Origin of the sequence: Synechococcus sp. KORDI-52, from assembly GCF_000737595.1 — a bacterium.
Taxonomy (GTDB): domain Bacteria; phylum Cyanobacteriota; class Cyanobacteriia; order PCC-6307; family Cyanobiaceae; genus Parasynechococcus.
The window spans coordinates 2,272,921-2,296,913 of sequence record NZ_CP006271.1; the positions used below are offsets into that span (position 1 = coordinate 2,272,921).

Annotated in this window: 16 protein-coding genes and 1 tRNA gene; 8 read left to right on the top strand and 9 right to left on the bottom strand. The window is 47.7% G+C overall.

Features of this window, described 5'->3' with window-relative positions; genetic code table 11:
• The first annotated feature begins 490 nt into the window (after positions 1 to 490).
• The 6 genes from KR52_RS11650 to KR52_RS11670 all read left to right on the top strand — a co-directional run bounded on the left by KR52_RS11650 (position 491) and on the right by KR52_RS11670 (position 13,182).
• A complete protein-coding gene (locus tag KR52_RS11650) occupies positions 491 to 736 on the top strand; it encodes a hypothetical protein (protein WP_156957732.1) in 246 nt (81 codons plus the stop codon).
• Between the two features lie 246 nt (positions 737 to 982).
• Positions 983 to 3,127 carry a calcium-binding protein gene (locus KR52_RS13350; protein WP_051834363.1) on the top strand — a complete coding sequence of 715 codons (2,145 nt, stop codon included), beginning with the start codon at positions 983 to 985 and terminating at the stop codon, positions 3,125 to 3,127.
• Positions 3,128 to 3,958: 831 nt separating this feature from the next.
• Entirely contained in the window at positions 3,959 to 4,747 is a 789-nt protein-coding gene (locus KR52_RS13355; protein WP_216725521.1) for a peptidylprolyl isomerase, read from the top strand.
• A complete protein-coding gene (locus KR52_RS13850; protein ID WP_071840248.1) occupies positions 4,744 to 7,971 on the top strand; it encodes an ABC transporter transmembrane domain-containing protein in 3,228 nt (1,075 codons plus the stop codon). Before KR52_RS13355 ends, KR52_RS13850 begins: the two co-directional genes overlap by 4 nt.
• A 43-nt stretch (positions 7,972 to 8,014) precedes the next feature.
• Complete coding sequence (locus tag KR52_RS11665) at positions 8,015 to 9,433, top strand: HlyD family efflux transporter periplasmic adaptor subunit (RefSeq protein ID WP_084222004.1); 1,419 nt, start codon at positions 8,015 to 8,017, stop codon at positions 9,431 to 9,433.
• A 23-nt stretch (positions 9,434 to 9,456) separates the two neighbouring features.
• A complete protein-coding gene (locus KR52_RS11670; protein ID WP_156957734.1) occupies positions 9,457 to 13,182 on the top strand; it encodes a hypothetical protein in 3,726 nt (1,241 codons plus the stop codon).
• 627 nt (positions 13,183 to 13,809) lie between these two features.
• Here KR52_RS11670 and KR52_RS11675 read toward each other — a convergent pair.
• The 4 genes from KR52_RS11675 to KR52_RS11690 form a co-directional block, all read right to left on the bottom strand.
• Positions 13,810 to 13,896, bottom strand: a tRNA-Ser gene (locus KR52_RS11675).
• Between the two features lie 52 nt (positions 13,897 to 13,948).
• Positions 13,949 to 14,842, bottom strand: a complete 894-nt coding sequence (locus KR52_RS11680; RefSeq protein ID WP_253912486.1) for a hypothetical protein — start codon at positions 14,840 to 14,842, stop codon at positions 13,949 to 13,951.
• A 72-nt stretch (positions 14,843 to 14,914) separates the two neighbouring features.
• Complete coding sequence (gene glyQ, locus KR52_RS11685; protein WP_038556110.1) at positions 14,915 to 15,805, bottom strand: glycine--tRNA ligase subunit alpha; 891 nt, start codon at positions 15,803 to 15,805, stop codon at positions 14,915 to 14,917.
• Positions 15,806 to 16,315: 510 nt separating this feature from the next.
• Positions 16,316 to 17,518: an AAA family ATPase gene (locus tag KR52_RS11690; RefSeq protein WP_038556112.1), complete on the bottom strand. Its 1,203-nt coding sequence runs from the start codon at positions 17,516 to 17,518 to the stop codon at positions 16,316 to 16,318.
• Positions 17,519 to 17,704: 186 nt separating this feature from the next.
• On the opposite strand from KR52_RS11690, the gene KR52_RS14530 reads away from it, so the two are divergent.
• A complete protein-coding gene (locus KR52_RS14530; protein ID WP_071840280.1) occupies positions 17,705 to 18,352 on the top strand; it encodes a hypothetical protein in 648 nt (215 codons plus the stop codon).
• Here the strand turns inward: KR52_RS14530 and KR52_RS14535 are convergent, their stop codons facing one another.
• Positions 18,353 to 19,207 (bottom strand): hypothetical protein, encoded by an 855-nt coding sequence (locus tag KR52_RS14535; protein ID WP_156957736.1) that lies wholly within the window; start codon positions 19,205 to 19,207, stop codon positions 18,353 to 18,355.
• Between the two features lie 262 nt (positions 19,208 to 19,469).
• Between KR52_RS14535 and KR52_RS14540 the strand changes: the two genes are divergently transcribed.
• Positions 19,470 to 20,192 carry a sulfotransferase family 2 domain-containing protein gene (locus KR52_RS14540; protein ID WP_071840250.1) on the top strand — a complete coding sequence of 241 codons (723 nt, stop codon included), beginning with the start codon at positions 19,470 to 19,472 and terminating at the stop codon, positions 20,190 to 20,192.
• A 276-nt stretch (positions 20,193 to 20,468) separates the two neighbouring features.
• On the opposite strand, the gene KR52_RS11705 is transcribed toward KR52_RS14540, so the two are convergent.
• The 4 genes from KR52_RS11705 to hisF form a co-directional block, all read right to left on the bottom strand.
• Entirely contained in the window at positions 20,469 to 21,842 is a 1,374-nt protein-coding gene (locus KR52_RS11705) for a tyrosine-type recombinase/integrase (RefSeq protein ID WP_156957737.1), read from the bottom strand.
• A gap of 243 nt (positions 21,843 to 22,085) precedes the next feature.
• A complete protein-coding gene (locus KR52_RS11710) occupies positions 22,086 to 22,436 on the bottom strand; it encodes a hypothetical protein (RefSeq protein WP_038556122.1) in 351 nt (116 codons plus the stop codon).
• A gap of 79 nt (positions 22,437 to 22,515) precedes the next feature.
• On the bottom strand, positions 22,516 to 23,217 hold the full coding sequence (ubiE, locus tag KR52_RS11715) for a bifunctional demethylmenaquinone methyltransferase/2-methoxy-6-polyprenyl-1,4-benzoquinol methylase UbiE (protein WP_038556125.1): 702 nt from the start codon (positions 23,215 to 23,217) through the stop codon (positions 22,516 to 22,518).
• Positions 23,214 to 23,984: an imidazole glycerol phosphate synthase subunit HisF gene (gene hisF / locus KR52_RS11720; RefSeq protein WP_038556128.1), complete on the bottom strand. Its 771-nt coding sequence runs from the start codon at positions 23,982 to 23,984 to the stop codon at positions 23,214 to 23,216. The genes ubiE and hisF overlap by 4 nt, the downstream gene beginning before the upstream one ends.
• Positions 23,985 to 23,993 lie beyond the last annotated feature (9 nt).

Genomic DNA, 23,993 nt, shown 5'->3' on the forward strand with positions numbered 1-23,993 from the left:
ACAACGCTAGATGCGTTCACAGGCGAGTAAGCCGGTTTGAAGCACAAACGACAAAGCCCTTTGAATCCAACCAAAGAACAAGGACCACGATCACTGCCGAAACCAGGCAATGCATACCCACAGCGAGACTGGGAATGGGTTTGCCCCGGCCACCAAACCAAAGGGCAACAACACAACAAAAACCTGGTGCACGCTCGAGACAGAGGCTAAAAAGCCTCCAAACACTCGATCAATGCAAAAGCAATCAGGCGAACAACACCATCGCAGCACAGGGCAACCAGGCCAGACAACAAGACAACACGAACCCAGACGGCTGGCCGACAAAAAACGGCCAGCCGTCGGAGGCGCTTTAAGTGCAAATACTTAAAAATGCAGGGATTGGATCGACTTTTCTCATGAATCTCTCAGGAGGCTGTAAGCTGGACTTAAATCAAGGTCTCTTCCGGCTGACGAGACTACGTATGTAGCCAATCCAATGGCAGGAGGAAAGTTGATTACACACCAAGCCGCAGAGCCTACGAACCTTCACTCGCTGAGCCGCCTCAGCCAGAACGATCTGGAGCGCAGTGCCAACGAGCTGGGACTTCACCAGCTCAAGGGCCTGTTGCTGCGCAAAGACTTACCGGCCGACAGCGTGGCCAACCCAGGTTCGCCAGCGTTTGACTATGGCCTTACCAACTCCGATCTTGTCCTGCACTCCTTGAGGGCTGCTCAAGTCAACCTCATTGCCTCATAGCCGTAAATGAGGCCAGACGGTGAAAATCCTTGATCATGGTCGTGAACATCTGACGCGGGCCTCTTCTGTTTAGATCTTGCCCTGCACTCCCTAAGTGATTGACTGGGAAAACCTCATTGCCTCCTTGGCGGAAATGAAGTCAGCCGGTGAAGCTCTTTATCGCTGAGGTACACCGGTGGATCTACATCATTCATAGGACAAACAAGATTGGGTGGATGAACAATAGGAAAGTCATCCGTGAATCCCATGGCTACCGATCTTCATCGCGAGACCCTCAAGCAGGCTCTTGCGAGGGCTCATGCCATAGCGACTGCAGTTGGCTTGCAAGTTGATAATAATGAAAGCCTAGATACAGGTGGTGAGATCTTTTTATCGATTAATCCAGAATCACAGGCGAACGCGAAAAGTTCAGATCAAGATAACGGTTCGGCTGCAAAGTCTGAGTCGTATGGTTTAGGCCTAGGCACAAGTCAGTTTTATGCGAATGAATTTAATCCCAATGGCAATGGGAGCAATCCTTATTATCAAGCGAATGGATTCAATAGCCCAAACCTCAGCAAGTTAATTGGTGCAAGTGGGAGAATTGATGGCATTTCGGAGGCAGTTGCAGGCACAACGTCGTCCAAAAGTGCAGTTACAGATGCCGTAGCTATTAACATCGCACTGGCAGGACTCGAACTCGAGGCACCTGACGCTTCCGTGCTTCAAATTGGAACAGCTCAGGATCCATTTGCAGCAAAAGCACTCGCCTCAAGCACAAGTCATGCGGAAGATGACTGCGGCTGCTCCAATGAGCCACTGAGTGAATTGAATGCAACAGCGATCGTCAGAGGCATCGAGAATCCTCTAGACGGCAGCAAAGCAATCACGGGCCAGCCTGTAGCCAACGTCGAAGCCACGGCATATATCGCACCTCTTACAACCAATTCTGCAGTTCGCGGGCGGGCCGTAGCAGACGCAGTGGCCTTGCAAGGCGCGAATATTAAAACAACTCCAACTGGAAACGGAGACGGAAATGCAACAATCGTAGGCAACGCAAAAGCAACAACTGGACTCAAAGGGCTTATCCCCACAAGCTTGAGCGAACCTGAGAACGGAGAGCTTGCCGTTGAATTTCGTGCTCAGGCCATCGGTATTGATGCAGGGACAGAATCAAATCGTGGTCGCATCGAAGGAAATAGCGCTACCAACAACTACATCCAAGGTACAGGCTTTGTCGAGCTTGATGTACCCAATGAAGAATATCTGGTCAACAGCGAACTGGTCAATGAGGAATGCTGTGGAACTGAACTGACTGCCATTGGCATGCAGAATGCTGATATCACCACTGGATTGGGTGATGATGCTGTCATGGGTATGGCGGGGATCAAGACTGGCGTTGCAGTGTTAAGCGAAGAGAGCAGTCAATTAGACCTTGCCGCTATACGCAACACAGACATCAGCACTGGACTGGGCAACGATGTTGTGATCGGCCAAGTGACTCATCTCCCCACTCCTGATGAGTTCGATACAACAACCAGTGATCTTGCATTCAACGGATTTCAGGGTGGAACACCGGGTGCTGAAACCAGTGAAGAACTAAACAGTGAGAACAAAGCGAATACAGTCCGAACGGGTATTGGTGACGATGCCATCAGTGGATCCGCTCGAGACTACACATTTGAAGGAGGTCTTGGAAATGACAATATCAATCTAGATAATGCATGGAATACAAGTTTGATGGGTGGAATTGGTGATGACATCATGACAGTCGGGGAAACATCACAAGACCTTCACCTCTTTGGTGGTGCAGGAAGAGATGTACTGAAGGGTGGAAATGGTGATGGAGGCAAATTTGATGGCGCAGACCGCATCGAAGGTGGCGATGGGATCGATGTCAGTGAAGGTCAAGGGGGCCATGACACGTTCGTCTATTCCAGCGGAACCAGTGCATGGAACGGTACAGAGAATGCCGAAGTCAATGACTTGCTTCTAGACGAAGACAGCTGGACAAGCCTGACAACAGAAGAAAAAGTGAACGTGTTGGGGAAGACAGAGAGAATCAAGGATTTTGTCAGTGGGAAAGGATTAGATGGAGACATACTCGAATTGAGCGAATCATTAGGATCCATAACAGAAAGTGAATGGGAAACAGAAGGCGTTCTGATGACGGCAGAGCAAGCCACCAACGAGTTGCATGCCAACAGAGTTGGTGTTGTTGTGGACAGCCTGGAAAACATTCAAAATATGGGCCTGAGTGGCCGTTCTTACGCCATCAGCATTGGCGAAGGTGGGAAGGAGGGCATGCTTTTGTACGATGCTGATGGTGATTTCAGCCAAGGTGCACGGGTTGTAACGCACCTGACGGGTGATCTCAGCAACATGAACAAACACAACATCGCCTTTGCATAAACAGCGACGAGCCTCAACAAGGCTCAAAAGGTAAGGAGGGTATGCTTTTGTACGATGCTGATGGTGATTTCAGCCAAGGTGCACAGGTTGTAACGCACCTGACGGATGATCTCAGCAACATGAACAAAGCCAACATCGCCTTTGCATAAACAGAGAAGAGCCTCAACAAGGCTCAAAAAGTACAGACATCTGTTCCTTACCGCGTAATCCAACGACAGTGGTTCAAAACAAAGCAAATAGCTAACACATAAAAAGCATAAAACCACACCAACACGAATTAGCAAAGCACATCATAAGAGTAAAAGATTCTGCATCTATGCAGGCCAACAAAAAGTGTGAAAAACACAAAGCCAATCAAGCACAAGAGCTCGAGCAACAACAACGCATCAAAAACGGAAAAGACCGCACTGACAGAAAAAGGCTATAGAGTCACTATCAGTCCATGATAGTGACACGCAGGGACTAAACAGCAACGACCTCTATTGAGCAGTAAAAGCCATTCAACAAGACAATTGTGTAAAGCAAGTCACCCCATCGAAGGAAAAAATGGGAAGTCTCAGGCGTGGCGTGCGACATCAGAATGAGCATTTGCACCATTGCATTGCCAGGCAGCCACAGAAAAGCTAGGCGGGACCTCGATGAGCTCATACAAACACAAAGCGAAGTACTCATTCCGATAGCTCGCAAATTCAAAAACCGCCGAATTCAAACAAAAATTAATGCTTGCGTGATTGTCTCCATAACCCTGGATGCGCATCCCAAGCAAAAGGATGCAAGCGCCAGGATTATCGGACAAATTAAGAAGGTATCCGCTGATGAAACATGGTGTCGATGATCAGCACTGCACAACTTCAAAAATCTCTGGACGAGCGGCTGCACGATTTGCAGAAGCTCCAGCCTTACGAGCTCCTGCATCAACACCAATTGCTGGAGCCATTAGTACAACAGCTTGCTGAGGGGCAATTGGCAGCCGATGCCAGCTTTACTTCAGACGAAGAAAAACAGTTATTTCAACAAGCCTGGCAAGGTATTAAATCGGAGACACCGAAAAATACCACTACAGAATGGCCTGATGACATGAGCGAAGATGATAAAAAACTCGCGGAAAAGCAATTAGAAAAATTACGACTACAAAAACGTATGCATGAACTATATGACTCAGAAGTTGAAACCTACTTTTTAACTCGACGCTCAGATCTGGAGCGAGTGACCTATCGCGCCATACGAGTCAGTCAATTGGGTTTGGCAGAAGAGCTTTATTTGAAGCTTCTCGAAAAGGAAGAGAGCTTTGAAAAATTGGCCAGCATCCATTCAGTTGGAGAAGAAAGGTTAACGGCTGGTCTGATGGGACCAATGGTGATCACAGATCCTCATCCAAAGATTGCAAAAGTCCTTCGTCGCCTCTCACCAGGAGAAATTTCAACACCAATAGCAATCGAGAAATGGTATCTGGTTTTGAGAATGGAGCATCGAGAACCTGCTTGCCTGTCACGAAGCATGAGACTTCAACTTCAACGCGAACTGTTAGATCGTGACATGAGACCAATCATTGATGAGATTATCCATGATCTCCAGAGAGCATCCCAAGAGCAAGCTCCTACCCTGGAGGTCAAGTCATGAGTAACAGCAACAGCACGCCACCAGAAGAGAGCATCTCAGCAGAAAAAGTTCTTCCGGTCTTAAGCTCCATGCCATTTTTGGATGGAGTCGATGATTCACTCTTAAAAAATCTAGCTCAAAATGCTCAGGTATTGAGTTTTACTGAGGGTCAACCATTAAGTCGCAGACATGCCAGGCAAAGACAATTACTGCTCATACTCAAAGGAGAAGTTCGTCTTGTTGTATTTAGTAAGCATTTAGCTCATAAAGTAGGAACATTAGAACGCTTAGGACCAGGGCAAATGCTCGGTTGGTCGGAGCTTCTTGGATTAAAACAGGAAGAAAGTGCTTTGGCCAGCAAAGACACTTCAGTTTTAGCGATACCACTCGACGATGTTCGTGATCTTATAACTCGTTCGGACTTGGTTAAAAAAAGAATCTATAGTAGCTTACCAAGCTCTTCACTATTTTATGTCCTAGAAGGGTGGATCGACACGTGTCCACTGGAATTAGGAAATTATATTCCTGAAATATGCCGAAACTTAAAATCCACCGCACGATTACATAAGATTGCTTGTTTAGAATTTGCAAACAAGCGGGTGCTACCCAGTGATCGAAGATGGTTTGTAATTAATGGCGATACAGATATAAAAGTTGGATCAGAATTCATTGGTGGACAATGGCCTGAAAATGAAGCTCTTCCTGAATCAAACGAATCAGTCGTTCGCCTGATCAGCATTCCCAAAGAAACATTTGAAAAATCAATACAAGCCATTCTGTCAAAATTGGAAGCCAGTCTTCATAAAAGTGAAGCACCTGATTCCCGGAAGACACTTACATCGGATAGCTTTAGCAGTTGGGAGAAAAAAAGTAAGTTGCTTCTTGAGTGTCCAAGCCAGGAACCTCAACCACCTGAAGAGCCAGAACCTCCTGAAAGCCATCTGGATAAACTGAAGGCCGGTGACTTTCCGTGGTTTGAGGGTCAAGGAGTCAGCGCCTCTGCATGTGCGGGCTTTAAAATGCTTAGCGGTTATTTTAATCTTCCATATAGGAAAGAACTATTTAAACGTATTTTTGATGCTCAAGAAAAACAACACGCCTGCACATCCTTGGCTTTATGTGGCGCTGTTGCAGAGTCCATCGGCCTGCACTCTCAACTGCTACAAATAAATACTGATAATCTTCTACAAATTGAAGCTCCACTGATGGTTGGATGGGGTGATGGGATAGCCCTTATATATCGCATCAACAAAAAAGGTATTGTTCTTGGAATACCTGCAGGTGGAGGCAATCAACAACTCACACTTGATGAATTTATTGAGCAATGGGGAAATGAAGGAGAAATCTTAACTTTACGTCGAAACCAATTCACTCCGACACAACGCTTCGGATATCGATGGTTTTTGCCAGCACTAAAGCAACACAAAAGTGTACTCGTTGAAGTGCTGATAGCAAGCTTTTTTGTGCAGCTATTTGGCTTGATGAATCCACTTTTGATTCAGCAAGTGATCGACAAAGCGATTATCAAGTCAAGCCCAGATGCACTAGGAGTACTTGGCTTACTCCTTGTTGTATTTGCAATATTCGAAGGATTACTGCTGTCGTTAAGGACATTTCTTTTCGTTGATACTAGTAATCGTATTGACTTATCACTAGGTAGTAACATCATTGATCATCTACTTCGACTGCCCCTCTCATTTTTTGATAGGAGATCAGTTGGAGAAGTGAGCAGCCGAATTGGCGAATTAGAAAAAATTCGTAGCTTCCTCACTGGCACAGCACTTACAGCAATTCTTGACGCAGCTTTTTCAGTGATTTATATAGCAGTGATGTTTGTTTATAGCTGGCAATTGACATTGGTAACACTTTCAGTGATCCCAATGCTGTTGATAATCACGTTGGTAGTTTCCCCTTTGATACGTTCACAAATTCAAAAAAGGGCTGTTGCAAATGCGCGGACTCAAAGTCATCTTGTAGAAGTTTTGAGCTCGATGCACACCGTTAAGGCACAAAATATTGAACTAAGGAGTCGCTGGAAATGGCAAGACCTTTACACTGACTATGTCGCCGAGGGTTTTGACAACACCTTAACAAGCACGGTAGCGAGCAGTGCAAGCGGATTTCTGAACAAACTTTCAGGTCTATTGGTGATATGGGCTGGTGCTTTCTTAGTCCTGAATGGATCACTTACCTTGGGTGGACTTATCGCATTTAGGATTATTGCTGGATATGTGACAGGCCCTTTACTTCGAATGGGATCGATTTGGCAAAATATTCAAGAAACCAGTCTTTCATTAGAACGTTTATCAGATGTGATTGACCATCCAGCTGAGACGCTTGATGACAACTCGAAGAAAATATCTATGCCTCAAATTCATGGAGCAATTAGCTTCCGAAATATCAACTTCAGGTACAAGCATTCATCTCCGCTGCTGCTTGAAGATTTTAATCTTGAAATTCCTCAAGGTACATTCGTAGGAATTGTAGGAACATCTGGATCAGGTAAATCAACATTGACGAAACTTTTAGCACGTCTCTACGAGCCTGAGGCCGGCAGTGTACTTGTTGACGGCATCGATATTGGAAAGGTGGAGCTCTATTCACTGAGAAGACAAATTGGTATCGTCCCTCAAGAAACTGTGCTATTTGACGGAAGTATTGAAGAAAATATTGCTCTGACTCGACCAGAAGCTTCTACTGAAGAAATCATGGAAGCTGCTCGCATCGCTGGTGCGCATGAGTTCATCATGGAGCTGCCCGGAGGTTATGCACACCAAGTTGGGGAACGAGGATCTGGACTTTCGGGTGGACAACGACAAAGGATCGCTGTGGCACGAACAGTTCTCCAAATGCCAAATCTACTCATCATGGATGAGGCCACATCTGCTCTTGACTACCAGACGGAAAGAATTGTAAGTGACAATCTCATGCACGCACTTCAAGGAAGAACAGTCCTCTTCATTACTCACCGACTTAGTTCAATTACTGCAGCTGATTTAATTGTGTGTATGGGAAATGGAAGTGTTTTAGAGATGGGTACACACGAAGAGTTGATGGAAAAACGTGGTGCATATTATGTCCTTTATCGACAACAAGGACGCTCCTCTAGTAGTTCTTCAACCTTTTACAAGCCCAAAGGAACGGCTTTGCTTGGTTATCCCAAGCATTCTACCCCAGCTCAAGCACAACAAAATTCTGTAAACGAGACGGCCAAGCCTCCAGAAGTTGATGTCGATCCTCGTTAGATGTTGATCCTCATTCGAACTTAATCACAAACTTAAAATCACCATGTCTATCTTTTCATCCAAACACGATTTCATCAACAAAGTCCAAACCATCATGAAGAACAAAGGACAACAAAAAGTTCCACCAAAACCACATACACCACGACCACCAACCAATACAACAAACGGATCTAATAATTCTAACTTAAAACTTCATCGTCGCCGTGTGACGTTATCACGTTCAGCACGACGCTGGAGTAGAGGCATTATGTGGTCACTTGTCGGCCTCACGGGATTTAGTGTTCTTTATGGAATGGTCGCGAGAATTGAAACTTCAATTGATGCCAACGGAAAACTTGAACCTAAACTTGGCGTTGCAAAAGTGTCAGCACCATTTGCTGCAATAGTTGGCAAAGTCTTAGTGAAAGATGGAGAGAACGTCAAATCCAACCAGCCACTCATCGAACTAAGAGATGAATCCGCTGAAAAAACGATGAGAAGCCTGGAAAACAATAGGAAACAAATCCAGCGTGACATGCTAGTAACAAGCGAGCGATTGGGTTTGCCTCAAGAAATAAATGGAGACATGAACATGAGTCCAGAAATTCAAAAAGAAATCGAAGTTGCGAAGCAAGAAGTTGAACTACGCTATCAAATACTCGATCATGAATATAAAAAAGCTCAGGCCAGTGAAATGGCTGAGCGAGAGATTCTAGACACATTAAAAGAACGGATTGATATAAGTAATAAAACCCTCGATAAGTATGAAACACTGTATCAGCAAGGCGCTATTTCAGAACTTCAAGTCGACCAAGAAAAACAACGTCTTCTCGACAGTAAAATTCAATTAAGAAAACAAATAATGCTTGTCGAGCAAACTCCGGAACACACTGCAGCCACTGATTTACGTAAGCAACATGTTGCGATTCAAGAAAAGAGAGATTTATACCATAAGTGGGGCGATCTAAAACACGAAATAGCTGATATCGATCGGCAATTAGCTAGTCAAGAGCAAAGGGAATCTCTTCTGGTTATCCGTGCTCCCAGAGATGGCAAGATTTTTGACTTAAATGTTGGGGAGGGAGAACTGGCCAGCCCTCAAAGTCCATTGCTGGAAGTCGTTCCTAAACAAGGTCTGCGAGCACGTGTGATGATACCAAATAAGGATGTTGGTTTTGTTTATGAAGACATGCCAGTTGAAGTACGAATTTCATCATATCCGTTTACCGAGTATGGCTCTGTAAAAGGGACCTTAGTTCAAATTGGGGCAGACTCCAAGTCAACCAATCCAAGTATTCCTGCAGAACATTTTCCTGCAATAGTGCAACTCAACGACTCAAGTCTATCCAAAGATGGAGAAACTCTTCCTCTCAAGGCTGGAATGTCAGTCACTACTCTCATCAAAACAGGATCCAGACCAGCAATTTCACTGCTTAGCGATAAAATTGTAGGTCTGTTTGATAGCGTCAGGCATATCAGATAAGAATTTTATACCAAGCAACTGTCATGACTGCAACAACAAAAGCAAGCGTTGAACATCTAGTTCTCGACGATGCCAATGATGGCAAGAGGATTGGAGCTGAGGGCACCATGGGGATGAGTGCTGTCGTGATTATGCTTGTTTATTTACTCTATGAGGCAGTATTTACTCACCCTGCATCAGCAGAAATGGACACTCCAGGGGAATCAATCAACACTGGAGTTCCAAACCTAACGCCTAAACTACACCAATGGAAACGTCAGGTAGATATTGATCCGCTCGAAGCGAACACAGGTGATATGAATCTATCAGAAGTAGGATCACTTGACGCTCTTAATACGGCCAGCGATAATAGATCTCAACCGTCAGGCTATTCTCCTGACAATGATGACAAAGCCGAAAGAGATACTGCCAAAAACAATCTCTCAAACCCGCCAAGTGCATTCACAAATTCATCACAACCAGGCCTACCTGCTTTAACAGCGCAAGAGCAGATCTTGGTGGAAACCGAGGATTCATTGACTGACTTTTATTTAATTGATGAGCTACCTATTAGTGATCCAAAAGCTTTTTACACGAATGCACCTATAAACAATGGTCCTATTGATATTGTTGCGCCGGTTGATCCAGTTGATCCAGTTGATCCCGTTGATCCAGTTGATCCAGTTGATCTAGCAAGTCCGATAACCTATACAATCATCGCTTATGCCAAAACAAATCCTGAAGTAACTGCAACATCAAGAGGTGATTCTTCAGTAGCTAACTATGACGGGCATCAATCAGCAATACAAAAGACTATACTTGTTACTAAGGGTACAGCTGACCAAATTCAAGCCTTTAGCGAACGACTTCTCAGCAGTAGCTCAAAGTCAATCCATCAAGAGTCTGCAGTCAATCTCGAATTAGAAAACTATGGCATCGAGAAATCCGAGATTGATCCCTCAGGAATTGGTTCAATTGTTTATGCAAGCGTTGATGACATTATTCAAATTTCCCAAGATGCTGGAACAACTCTTTTAACATCAATCGAACATCAACAAGCAGGTGTAAAGGAATCCGACATAGATTTAACTGACTTCTCCGACTATATGGAGATAAAATCAGCCACAGACGTTCAATTCATAGGTCAATCAGATCTAGATCTTTGGAATCAGAATATTAATCTGACCAATGTAGGGTTGGATGGAAGCAAACACAGAGTCAACAATGGAAATATTGACCTCTTCACTGAAGCTGAATCTATAAACACCTCAACACCCACGGTTGATTCCTCCGAATCAGACAGCTCAACCGACACCACAACCACCGACAGCACCACCGACGCCACGGCTGAGGGCTCTCCTCAACTCGATTCTTCTCCCCTCAACAACACTGCCCCAGGCAGCGAGCAACTCGCCGCTGGCAACACAACGCCCACGGTTGATTCCTCCGAATCAGACAGCTCAACCGACACCACCACCACCGACAGCACCACCGACGCCACGGCTGAGGGCTCTCCTCAACTCGATTCTTCTCCCCTCAACAACACTGCCCCAGGCAGCGAGCAACTCGCCGCTGGCAACACAACACCCACGGTTGATTCCTCCGAATCAGACAGCTCAACCGACACCACCACCACCGACAGCACCACCGACGCCACGGCTGAGGGCTCTCCTCAACTCGATTCTTCTCCCCTCAACAACACTGCCCCAGGCAGCGAGCAACTCGCCGCTGGCAACACAACGCCCACGGTTGATTCCTCCGAATCAGACAGCTCAACCGACACCACAACCACCGACAGCACCACCGACGCCACGGCTGAGGGCTCTCCTCAACTCGATTCTTCTCCCCTCAACAACACTGCCCCAGGCAGCGAGCAACTCGCCGCTGGCAACACAACACCCACGGTTGATTCCTCCGAATCAGACAGCTCAACCGACACCACCACCACCGACAGCACCACCGACGCCACGGCTGAGGGCTCTCCTCAACTCGATTCTTCTCCCCTCAACAACACTGCCCCAGGCAGCGAGCAACTCGCCGCTGGCAACACAACGCCCACGGTTGATTCCTCCGAATCAGACAGCTCAACCGACACCACAACCACCGACAGCACCACCGACGCCACGGCTGAGGGCTCTCCTCAACTCGATTCTTCTCCCCTCAACAACACTGCCCCAGGCAGCGAGCAACTCGCCGCTGGCAACACAACGCCCACGGTTGATTCCTCCGAATCAGACAGCTCAACCGACACCACAACCACCGACAGCACCACCGACGCCACGGCTGAGGGCTCTCCTCAACTCGATTCTTCTCCCCTCAACAACACTGCCCCAGGCAGCGAGCAACTCGCCGCTGGCAACACAACGCCCACGGTTGATTCCTCCGAATCAGACAGCTCAACCGACACCACAACCACCGACAGCACCACCGACGCCACGGCTGAGGGCTCTCCTCAACTCGATTCTTCTCCCCTCAACAACACTGCCCCAGGCAGCGAGCAGGTTCACCACATAGCGTCATTAAACAAGACCTCATCATCTTTTAACCGCCCAGACAATCATTCAACCACGCCCGAATTAATTGAGCAGACAATAAACAAAAAGATTGATCCAGATCATTCCTTAAACCTAGGAGAAGGCCAGAATACATTAATTGTTGAAACGAAAATAGGTTACAACAGCGAATGGAAAGCGATTGAAAAGGAAGACGACTGTACCCCCATCTCTACACAGACAGAAGAAACAGGCTCACACATGAATCTTGAGGCAATTGCCGTTCAAGACTATGCAATTACAAGCGGCGACGGGTCTGACTTCTTAAGCCTGCAAGCAAAAATAGATCCCAAATTTATAAGTAATTGGAATGAAGAAATGGAGAAGCTTGGGCTCAACGAAACAGGGCTGACACATAACTCACTGTCGATGAAACGAACGACTCTCAACACAGGTGGTGGAAACGACATTGTGTCGCTCAATGGAGACATAGAACAATCATTAGTCAATCTTGGCAAAGGGAATGATCTGTTCTTGATGAAAGGAGGGATTAAATCCGCCATGATCACCATGGGTGATGGCGATGACATTGCACTGGTTGTTGAACCCCCAAAACTCACTGGCTTACTGCTTGGAGGCAAGGGCCTCGACACTCTTAGCTTCAAAGGAACACACCACTCACTGAACATCAATCTTGATAGCCAATACGCCTCTCTAACCAGCAAAAACAGGGGAGGCTGGGGCCTTAAAACATCTTCGATCGAAGCGGCTACAGGCGGAGTCAAAGATGACGTATTAGTGGCAGGAGAAGATACCACTTGGCTTGATGGTGACGAGGGCCACGATACCTATATCCTTCACCAGACATATCCCAAGTCTTCAGACCCACCAAACGAAAGCGGCCTCACAATCAACCTATCCCCAAAAGAATTACTTAACAACCAAGAAAGCCTTGTTCGCTGGGACCCATCATCTAACACTTATCACGCTCAACATGCTTTTCTTGTTACTGACACATCAAACCTTCCGACCGACTACCTCGAAGGAACTGAGCTACTGCCGATCATCGATCTTGCGGATTCAATTCAAACCCTTGGCATAGATGGAAACATTTCAAACATATTCAATTCGCCAAACATAAGCCCTTGGGCAATCACAATGAGCCCCGAAGGCAATACACTGATTAACCATAATTCAGAATACGGCTATGCGCAAATTGCAGAACTAGCGTCCAATCCCCAACCAGAGCAAGCTACAGCATCACAAGCTGCCGGATAAAAAAAGCAGCAATATCATCACAGAACTCACGCCAAGCCATACCCAAACCAATAAACATTATCCCACGCAGAACACTAGCGCTGCACAGACAAAGATTTCAAAATCAAAAGGAATTACTTCAGAACAATCACCCAATCTCTACACATCATAATTGAACAAAACATGGCACGACGACTCAAACAAAAGCAAGATTCCAACAAGGATAGTCATAATCTTTTCGGGTACAAAATAGAACAAAGTTCGCTACGAAGGATCTCAGCAGACTGGGCACAAACTCAATTGACGCCCAGTAAATACAAACCAGCGTGAGAAGGGAAACGGTGATTTCCAAATACAATCCCTCCTCTCGCGATTTTAATGCACAGCAACAGTCTCAAAAAACAACGGTTTCAACCTGATTGGATCCTCGCAAAAAGAAAGCACGAAAGGAGTATTGGCCGATTTCATGCTCTGACGCACCTGAGCGAGCGAACAAGTACGGTCTTTTTCCGAAATCGTCTTCAAATCCCCCACCACAAAAATCGGACATAGACGCTCTCACGTGAACGACTACGTGCCTTTGAATCGCCCAGATCCATTGCAGAGCAGTTGATCACGTGCGATGACCCTTCACGGACGTATTCAGAACGGAGAGGGTGGGATTCGAACCCACGAGGGTGTGACCCCTACACGATTTCGAGTCGTGCGCAATCAACCGGACTCTGCCACCTCTCCCTGCGTCAACCGACGCAGCTCAACTCTAAAGGCCAATGAACCGCGAGCCCGACTAATGCTTCAAAAGCCAACGGCGCTGCACTGCAGAAGGCTTGAAGCCAAGCCATGTGCCTTTGAAAGGCCGCTGGAAACCTGATCTCTGCTGCTCCTGCAACGACCACAACGCCTGAGGCCTGGGGATCAACTGCCAACGTTGCCGTCCCGCTTGCAAAACCAGTGTTCCAGCACGCTGCTGAACGCGGTGCACTGACAAGCCATCACTCCGCAGCATCTGTCCTGCTGCGAGAGGAGGGCGCCCCTGCTGAGCAGCCTGCACATGGCCTGCAAGCGGCTTCCAGCAAGGAAGTACATCGGGGGCCACAGGATCCAACAACATCACCCAGTCCAAACGGGGATGGCCATGAACAGCGGCCAGTCGTTGCGCCATCCGGCAAGCCTGCCCATCGCCATGGGTGCTCACCAAAGCTGCACGTCCCCTATGGCGAGCCAACAACCAATGGCGCCCGAAACGCTCCACGGCCACCAGGCCATCGGCAAGTTGCAGCCGCTGAGCCACATGGCGCCGCAGGTCTGGCAACGGCGTCCAGGGACGCTCCAGGACCTCAATACTGTCGACCCTGAGTTGACTCCAACTGGCCTGTCGGGCCAAACGTTCCGCCGATCCAGGCAACAACGGATGAAGTCCAGGCCGTGGACGCCTCAAAGCCCCTACAGCACGGACACCCCATCCCTGCAGCAGCGGTGCAGAGCAGTCAGCCAGCTGCAGCTCTGTGCGTCCCTTGGCCCTGTGGGCCTCGATCCTATCCACCTCCAAAAGGCCGGAACAGCCCGAAGGGAAATGGCGTACATCGGCGAGCAAGCGACCGCTGATCGCCACTACCGCCGGCGGCGTCTGGATCAGACGAGATGGATCGGCTCGGCTCGGCGTCGGTGCCCCCCACAACACCCCCCGAAGCACAAGGAGCCCCAGAAGACAGAGGGCAACGGCATCAGCAGAACGATGTAGACGCAGAAACCATTAGGCCGCTGTCTCGAGAGTTCCCCCCTCCAGCAGCGGGAAGCCAAGGGCCTCCCGTTCCGCCAGCCAAGCCTCGGCGACCTTGCGGGCCAGGTTGCGGATCCGGCCGATGGTGGCGGTGCGCTCCGTCACGGAAATCACGCCACGGGCCTCCAGCAGGTTGAAGGTGTGGCTGCATTTCAGAACAAAATCCAAGGCCGGCGCCGGCAGTTGCTTCTCGATCAGATCAGCAGCTTCCGCCTCGTAGATGGCGAACAACTGCTTGAGCCGCTCAGGGTTGGAGGCCTCGAAGTTGAAGTGGCACTGCCCCTTTTCAAACGGCAGCCAAATCTCGCCGTAACTGCGCTCGCTGTTCCAGCTGAGGTCCCAGATGCTTTCCACGTCCTGGAGGTACATCGCCAGCCGTTCAAGGCCGTAGGTGATCTCAATCGAAACGGGCTTGCAATCGATGCCGCCGCATTGCTGGAAATAGGTGAACTGGGTCACCTCCATGCCATCGAGCCACACTTCCCAGCCCACACCCCAGGCGCCGAGGGTGGGGGACTCCCAGTTGTCTTCGACGAAACGGATGTCGTGGTCAGCGGCCTTGATGCCCAGCGCCTCCAGTGACGCCAGATAGGTCTCCTGGATGCCGTCCGGGGATGGCTTGATCAGCACCTGGTACTGGAAGTAGTGCTGAGCACGATTGGGATTATCGCCATAACGGCCATCGGTGGGGCGACGGCAGGGTTCGGGATAGGCCACGGCCCAAGGCTCAGGGCCAATGGCGCGCAGCACCGTGTGGGGGCTCATGGTGCCGGCACCCTTCTCGGTGTCGTAGGGCTGGAGCAACAAACACCCCCGATCAGCCCAGAACCGGTTGAGCGTGCTGATGATGTCCTGGAAGTACAAAACGCAGTCCTAGCCTTGAGTTTGGGTGTCCATGGAGTTGGACATCGGTTGGACAGGAAACACAAAAGTGTTGCGCTGTCTCGCTCACCAACGTCGCTGTCTAGGCGAGTTGGACATGAGTTGGACAAATTCTCGCAAGTGACGCTTTGTCCAACCGCTGAGCGCGCTCTGAGCACAGAGCAACGCACTCACTAAACAGATGGCAACGCAATGAACTCACAGAAGGTTCACCGCGATACAAAACCGCACGCCAGCGACTTGCTTTTCCCATCGCTCCAACTGCCGCAACCGAAAAGAAAAGCAGCAGGAGGAACAACAAAAAATTCAGAAAAGCTGCAAATATCCAAATCGTATACACCCGCATGGGGGTAATAACATGCATGATTATGCATTTGACTCACATCAGAAATTTCTCTCATTTTTAGGCGTTCATTATTACCTTTGGAATCCTTTCAGGGTGCATCAAATGATCCTTTGCGAGCCTTCCTTCTAAAAATCTCTCAGTCAATCTTAGCCACCTTGAATAGATCGAATTTCTGTATGATCCTCGAGATATTCGGCAAGTTGCAGGAAGTCTGTTCTTGGAACACTCCTGCCCGCTACATTCCTAAATGCCAGCTGTGGCTTAGAGCCATCTACGATGTGATAGCCCCAATAGAGCAGAGAATCACTTCTGCGAATTTTTGCATAATCGGGATCGATTAACTGGCATTTTTTGTCCACTACCCTATATTCCTCAATATGATTATTTAAAGCCTTTAGCAGAATAGAATTGCGTTTCTGCATTGCTTTCGAAGAGTTAAAGCAATTAATTAGGGCAAACATTTCTGCATGCTTGTTTTGGGAACGTATATGCTTAAAAGTCCTAGTAATTACGTCTCCATTTTTTGCGATTCCAAGAGGGTTCAGAGTTGTGGGAATTACACAATAATCAAACTTTTCAACTAAGATACGCGGATTTTCTGAAAGCACAGGAGAGCAATCACAAATAACTACTTTGACATCTGGATAACTCCTTTCATCCCACTCATCAGCATTTAGCACAGTTATAGTCGCACCGAGTTCACCCTTTTTATGAGATGGTACGTAAAGAGAAGCATCATCATCTGAATCTTGATCCTCAAGAAATAGCTTCCTAAGGTTTTTGTCAGGATCTAAGTCAACCAAAATAACGTCATAGCCTTGCAAAGCAAATGCACCTGCAAGATGTGCTGCGACAGTTGTCTTGCCAACACCACCTTTGCAAGTAAAGACGCCGAAATAACGTAGTTTTGACTTTTCTTTTTCTTCCTCACTTGGAGCAATACGTGATTCCTGAAAATCAGACTCAACAATGCCACCTGGCGTGTAAGCCCATTTGATACCCGAGTATTCGGATCTTCCTAACCTTAAATTTGAAGGATTTTCAGTGCTTACGGCTGTAAGCGCAGGCTTGCTAAAGCCGCTAGCTGAGATGAACCATCCTGCAGTGAATTCAGAACCAATAGGAAGCTCAAGGAACTCCTGGAATTTATTTAATTGAGATACATTTGATTTCGCCTTATGGTTCTTTACCTGAACGGCAATCTTTTCTCCACCCTTTACGATTGCAATGTCATACCCTCTTTGATTTTTGTCGGGCATTATAACTTCATAGCCAAGGCGTTTTAACTGCATTGCAACATGCTTTTCAAAATCAAGCGGATCTTCAATTCTGAATTGATTATCTGACATGAATTACCGAAAAACCCTTTCATTCTTGACTCATTGTACTCTTTGAGCGCTGCTTGAATGTATCTTTATGTTCAATCTATAAAGAAAGATTGAGTGATTTATAAGCTTCCTGCAGTGCTTCACGACATCCTTCCACTCTGTGAAATAGAATATCTATGTGCTTACAGCGCTAAGCGCCTTCAGAACATGAAAAGACTTCTCACTATCTCTATCGCCTCTGCTTCTATCGCTGTTGGAGCAATTCCAGCGTTAGCAGAGGTTGATCCGAAGATTCATAAGCTCTGTATTGAAGCAAAGGATTATGCGGGATGTGTTAGATCAATGAAGGGAGATACTATGCCTACATCTAGGGTTATTAATTCACAAGGCGCGGATATCGCTGAAGGCAATTCATGCCCAGCCGGATATGCTCATAGAGGTGGTGGTACCTGCCAATCCGTAGAATGTCAGTATGTTGTAGGAGGAAATGATCCTTTATTGGCGGGTAAAAACCATAAATGCGGCAATGCGCCATTTTGGTCTGGTTATATTGGGAGGCTTCCGCTGAGGTGGGGCTCTGCGACAGCAAGAACTTTTAATGATGAAAATTGTCCACCGGGAGTTCCAAAAGTTGGTTGGACTTCGACGTGCAATTACGCACCTTCCGACTGGGAAAGCCCCTCTGCTAAAGCTGCACGAGAAAAGAGAGAAGGTCCAAAGTGCAACTTCAAATTGCAAAAGTATGGCTGCAGCTATGACACATATCTAGAGGCAAATCCCGGCATGAAGAAGTGGGCTGAACTCAATCCAGATATGGCAGCAAAAGAACGCATCAAACTTCAGTCAATCGACTAGTTAATAGAGGTGAGGAAAGTTAATCCTGTGCTGCGCTAACCCATACGCAACGACTGCATCCATCTCCTCTTGAGTTGGATTGTTGCCGAGTGCAGCACGACGGATTAGATACTCACGATTGCGTTCGTCGTCTTGAGGAGCTGGTGAATGTGGTTGAAGCATTGGCGCTTCTTCCACAATTTCTCGTAACGGCGCTGAATCCTCAATTGCCTGTTCGGCATCATCAATAGCGTTTAAAGACGGCACAGGAGCTTCTACAAGTGCTTGAGACGGTTCTTCTGCTGCTGCGTCCCTGGAGCTGCGGACTTGCTCACCTTGCTGCTGAAGGCGACGTATCTCAGCGGCACTTGGAATGTCTCTACCCAATGCCTTCTCCATAAGCGGGAAGATGATGTTGTCGCTGATGACGTCTAAGAGCGGTTCAACCAATAGTTGAGAGGCGACACCAGCTACAGCAGTAACTAGATTCGTTCTAGGTAGGAAACGAACACTTCCACCTTTGAAGACGAGTTGTGATTGTGGAATGGAAGGAGCAGAAAAACTTCCTGATGGTTTGAGTTGTGGAACTGCATTGCTTCCCAACACGTGACGTTGAGCATTACGGATAACTGCTTGTTGTCGCGACATCGCATCAGACAACTGACGTTTGCTTGTCGTTGCTGTTGGTTTATCGACGTATCGTGTGTTTGGATTGTTCTGCTCACTGATGCGTCTTGCGTCTTCTCTACCTAAGTCATTAAAGGAAGAAGTTTTCTCTACCTTCTGCAATGGTGCTTGCAGTGGTTCGTTCTGATATTTAGTGCCAGCAGTTGGCGTACGCATTGCACGTCGTCTGCGGTATTTATTAGTAGGCATAAGTAAGTGGTAATTTATAGAAATGTGCTCTTATATGCACCAACAGAACGAGCAATCCTGAAGGCAAAAGACTGACAATGGAATCAAACCAGAAAATCAATTTGTTCTTTAAGCATGAAATCAAGAAGAATGCCTTAGATGAATCAGACAACCTGGAAGCATAAAGGTTTCTTATCGAAGCATTGAGGATGGGCGCATTAACCCCAATCAATTCGCGAGTCCACAATTCGATTTGTGTTATTATGAAAAAAAATTGAGCACTATGTCAATTAAAACTAATAAAAAAATTTGTTTTCACCATATACCTAAATGCGCTGGTTCGGCATTTAAAAAAGACGTACTCGGCGTTCATTACCAACTCGTAGAAGACTACAGAGACCGTAAAGATCGTGGACCTCTTGATGCCAACGGTTTTGGTCAAAAGTATGACTTGTCCAAATTAAAAAACAATCAAATACTTTGCGGACATTTTGAAGGAAAATTAATCAACGATAACAATTGTTCGATTTTTAAGCGATACCCCTTACTGGCAGACCAATCTCAAGCATTAGTTTTCACTATGCTGAGACACCCGCTTGAAATGTGCATTTCAATGTTTTTCTTTTCGCGCAGGAGAAGAAACATTGATCTTGAAAAGCAAAAACCAGAAAAGGTCTACGACGACCTTGAAAAGTTTATCATGAACAAAAAAAATTACACTAAATTCATTTTTGATATAGAAACAGAATCTCAAATCCCGGAAAAACTAACACAATACGCTTTTATTGGGGTTACAGAAAAATTTGAAGAATCATGCCAGTTATTGGCAGGGATGATTAATATCTCCACCTCATTTAATCAATCTTTTTTCAACAAAACTAAACGCACGTCTGCCGTAAGAGATATTATAAACAAAAATTATGGCAATTTAATGTCGGCGCACCAGGAATTCAATGATGATTATTCAATATATAATTACGCATTAAATAAATTAAAGAACTGTTGAAAGTATAATCAGTTTTAAATAAATTTGCGCTTATTAAACAATTGTCAGCGAACTGTTCACACATCTAGTAGGAACTATTCATGCTTGTGAATTGTCCTCGATCAGGCACGAGTACCCTTGTAAATCTCATTACGTTATGGCAGAAGAAGTACTCTTATCTTGGCGCTTGTTCACATTTGCTAAGTATAATGTCTACTGGAACTTATCCTTAAAAATTAAAATGGCGAACGTATTGAATGAAATACAATCTTCAATAAATACAATTCAATCAAAATCTTATAAAAGTTTTCTGATTCCATATTGATTTTGACCATTTTTTCCATACATCCTTTTGGTAACTTCAGGAATACGATTTCTCATCTTCATCCTGTCATAGTGACGAGTCATCACCTCGTATGAATGACCAGTGAGTTTGCATACATCATCCCGACTAACACCCTCCTCCAGGATATTAGTCACAAAGGAACTTCTGGTTGAATAAAGTGTGAAATAGTCTGAAAACTCATCTTTTAGTTCTTCACGAATACGTTCCCACGCACCCGCATACATCCTGTATGAGTAGGGTCGGTTCGTTTTTGGATTAACGAAGACAAGGTCACTTCCATCAGGTGCTGGAAGTCCGTTTTCCTCCCTCCACTCCAGGACAAACTGTTTCCACCTTTCAAGGAACTTGGCAGTCCGACAAGGAACCTCCCTAGGGACCTTTGTTTTTGTTTTCCGAATATCCAAAATCGCAATGGGTTCATCTTCTACTTCCTTCTTCAATCTCTCTGACCACCTGGTCTGAGGAACGATGTCCACATCATTCCAGGTAAGTCCTCTATCAATGACCTCTTGCCTCTTGTCATACCTGCCACAGAGTTCTGTAGGACGCACTCCTGAGTTATATGCAACCAGAAGATAGTGACGAAAACACATCCTCCAATAATGAACAGAAGGTCTGTTCACACCCTTTGCATCTTTCTTAGACCACTGCTCCATCCATCTCCATACTTTTTCCCATTCTTTGACAGGTATTGGTGGGTTTGCAGACAGGTCGTCAAGTTCCAGGACCTTAGTCTTGATGCGGGGTTTCCGGGTTACATACCCTTTAGGAATCAAATAGTTATTATACCATTCATTGATTAATCCAATCTCACTATTAACGGTTCCGTCTGTTGGTGGTTTTCTTTGACCTGCATTTGGACCACTATAGAACTTCCAACCCTCAGTCATTCTCCAAAACCGATACTCATCAAAAGTGTCTGGTTGAAGGTCAGTAATTTTTTTAACACCTTTGGTTGCAAAGTAGTTTTTCAAACCATTTTGAAAAAGAGAACGTTTACTTCTCCAGGTCACTTCTTTAATCTCACCAGTGACAACACGTTGAAAACTTTTTTCAATCCAATCACCCATCAACCACTGAACAGTCTTCGCAGTAATACTTCCCCCGTCCTGTTCAATATTTCTGAGTTTGAGATACTCCTCTAGACCTCTCTCCTCAGCAAGAGACTTGTCTTCAGTCTTGAGTGAACGTTTTATGTAAGTTCTTTTTTGTGAACCTGTGGACGGAACGTAATACCTGAAATACCAACTATTGGGTCGGTGAGCAAATCTCACCAACTCAAACTTCCCGTTCATCATCGGGACCTTCTCAACGACAGCACCCATCAGGTCCCCTCTCTGCAAGAGACGGACCAGGTCCCTGTTGTGTCAACGCAGTGGAAGTGGAGTCCCAAGTCCTCGGTCCCTTGACCTACGAGAACATCAACCTATCGTTGACACACTGTTGACACAACCCTTCTGACAGGGGCAAAAGCACTGCAAATACAGGACCTGAGTCACTACTCAACTTCTGTCCTGGAAATGCACTGGGCCGGAGCGTCCTGAGCTTCGATTCTGCCCAGTAACCGGTCACCCCTCCAAGGCCAAGCACCGGCGCAGATGGGCAATGGCGTGATGCCGATGCGGATTGTCACCACTCGGACCAATCATTCCGAGCCAGAAACTGCCATCGCCTTGAAAGACCAAGACGGGCTTCGCTCCTCCCTTGCCATGGGAATCCAGCAGGGACATGCAGAGTTTTTCAGCCACCTCCTGGCCCTTGGGACGCTGACGCAGACGACGCAACAGCGGATCCACCTGCGAGAAGGAGACAAAACAGGCGCGATCGGAGTCGGTGATCAGGATCAGACCATCAAGCCACTGGACTTCATGAAGCAACTCTTCGATCCGGGGCAGAAGCTTCGGCAGCGGAAACGCCAAACCCGATCCTCCCCTTAACGATCTCTTCAACTTTTCTACGCCAGTATCGGCACGTGTCGCAAGTGAAACAGGCAAAGATTCATGCCCTGAGGGTCAGAACCCCCATCTGCCCTGCCACGACAGGGCGATGGAACGCTTGAGCAAATCCCGCCTCCCGTGCCAGGCGTTCTTGCTCGAATCCAGCAGGGAAGCGCTTGAGGCTTTTTTCAAGGTAGGCGTACTCCTCTCGCAAACCCACTGAGGCAGCGGCAGGCACCACCAGCCGTCGCAGGTAGAAGCGCTGAAAGGCAGCAGCAGGAGCGCTCTGCGGCAGACGGTTGAAATCCAGCACCCCTGCCCGCCCGCCTGGCCTCAACAACCGGCGCAATTCCTTCAGACCCTGAAGAGGGTCCGCCAGATTGCGCAGCCCGTAGGCCATCACCGCTCCATCGGCACAGGCATTGGGCAATCCGGTCATCAGGGCATCTCCTTGCTGGAACGTCACCGGCAACCAGGGCTGCTGCCGTTGGCGCTGGCGGGCCCGCTCCAGAGGAGCAGCAGCGGCATCCAGACCGGTGACTGCACCACCAGGACGAACACAGCGCCCCAGCTCCAAGGCCAGATCCCCTGTTCCGCAACACAGATCCAGCCACTGTTCACCGGCCAACGGCTGTAGGGCACGCACCAGCTGACGCTTCCAGTGGCGATGCAACCCAAAACTGAGCACGTCGTTGAGGCGGTCATAACGGGGAGCGACAGCGTCGAACAGCTGTTCCACCGCCTCTGGATCACCAGGCTTCATGGACGCATCGTCAGACCACGGGACAGCAGATCCTGCTTGATCTCTTCCACGGTGAGAACCCCGTCATGCAAAAGGGAGGCCAGCAAAGCAGCGGAGGCATGGCCACCCCGGGGGCCCTCTTCCAGAGCTGCGGCGATGTGATCCATGCATCCGGCCCCCCCAGAGGCGATCACGGGGATGGGAACAGTATCGGCAACTGCCCGGGTCAGGGCGAGGTCGTATCCAGCCTGGGTGCCATCGCCGTCCATCGACGTGAGCAGGATTTCGCCGGCCCCGAGGTTCGCCACCCGCTTGGCCCATTCGACAACATCCAGGCCGGTGTTCTCTCGCCCCCCCTTCACATACACATCCCAGCTGCCTGCATCGCGGCGACGGGCATCAATCGCCACGACGATGCACTGACATCCGAATTGTTGCGCCCCCTCCCGGACAAGTTCCGGCCGGCGCACAGCCGAAGAATTAAGGCTCACCTTGTCGGCGCCGGCCCGCAACAACTCGGTGATCCCCTCAACGGTGCTGATACCACCACCCACGGTGAAGGGAATCGTGACCGATTCAGCGGTGCGACGCACCATCTCGATCAGGGTGCCGCGCCCCTCATGGCTGGCCGCAATGTCGAGGAAAACCAGTTCATCCGCCCCGGCACTGCTGTAACGACAGGCGAGTTCCACCGGATCTCCGGCATCGCGCAGGCCAACGAAATTGACACCTTTCACTACCCGACCACGGGCAACATCCAGGCAGGGGATCAGACGCAGAGCAACCATCGAATCGGC

Bases quoted from the DNA above. Each gene is read 5' to 3' on its own strand.
- KR52_RS13350 (WP_051834363.1), top strand. From the start codon at position 983: ATGGCTACCGATCTTCATCGCGAGACCCTCAAGCAGGCTCTTGCGAGG.
- KR52_RS13355 (WP_216725521.1), top strand. From the start codon at position 3,959: ATGATCAGCACTGCACAACTTCAAAAATCTCTGGACGAGCGGCTGCAC.
- KR52_RS13850 (WP_071840248.1), top strand. From the start codon at position 4,744: ATGAGTAACAGCAACAGCACGCCACCAGAAGAGAGCATCTCAGCAGAA.
- KR52_RS11665 (WP_084222004.1), top strand. From the start codon at position 8,015: ATGTCTATCTTTTCATCCAAACACGATTTCATCAACAAAGTCCAAACC.
- KR52_RS11670 (WP_156957734.1), top strand. From the start codon at position 9,457: ATGACTGCAACAACAAAAGCAAGCGTTGAACATCTAGTTCTCGACGAT.
- KR52_RS11690 (WP_038556112.1), bottom strand. From the start codon at position 17,518: ATGTCAGATAATCAATTCAGAATTGAAGATCCGCTTGATTTTGAAAAG.
- KR52_RS14530 (WP_071840280.1), top strand. From the start codon at position 17,705: ATGAAAAGACTTCTCACTATCTCTATCGCCTCTGCTTCTATCGCTGTT.
- KR52_RS14535 (WP_156957736.1), bottom strand. From the start codon at position 19,207: ATGCCTACTAATAAATACCGCAGACGACGTGCAATGCGTACGCCAACT.
- KR52_RS14540 (WP_071840250.1), top strand. From the start codon at position 19,470: ATGTCAATTAAAACTAATAAAAAAATTTGTTTTCACCATATACCTAAA.
- KR52_RS11705 (WP_156957737.1), bottom strand. From the start codon at position 21,842: ATGGGTGCTGTCGTTGAGAAGGTCCCGATGATGAACGGGAAGTTTGAG.
- ubiE (WP_038556125.1), bottom strand. From the start codon at position 23,217: ATGAAGCCTGGTGATCCAGAGGCGGTGGAACAGCTGTTCGACGCTGTC.
- hisF (WP_038556128.1), bottom strand. From the start codon at position 23,984: ATGGTTGCTCTGCGTCTGATCCCCTGCCTGGATGTTGCCCGTGGTCGG.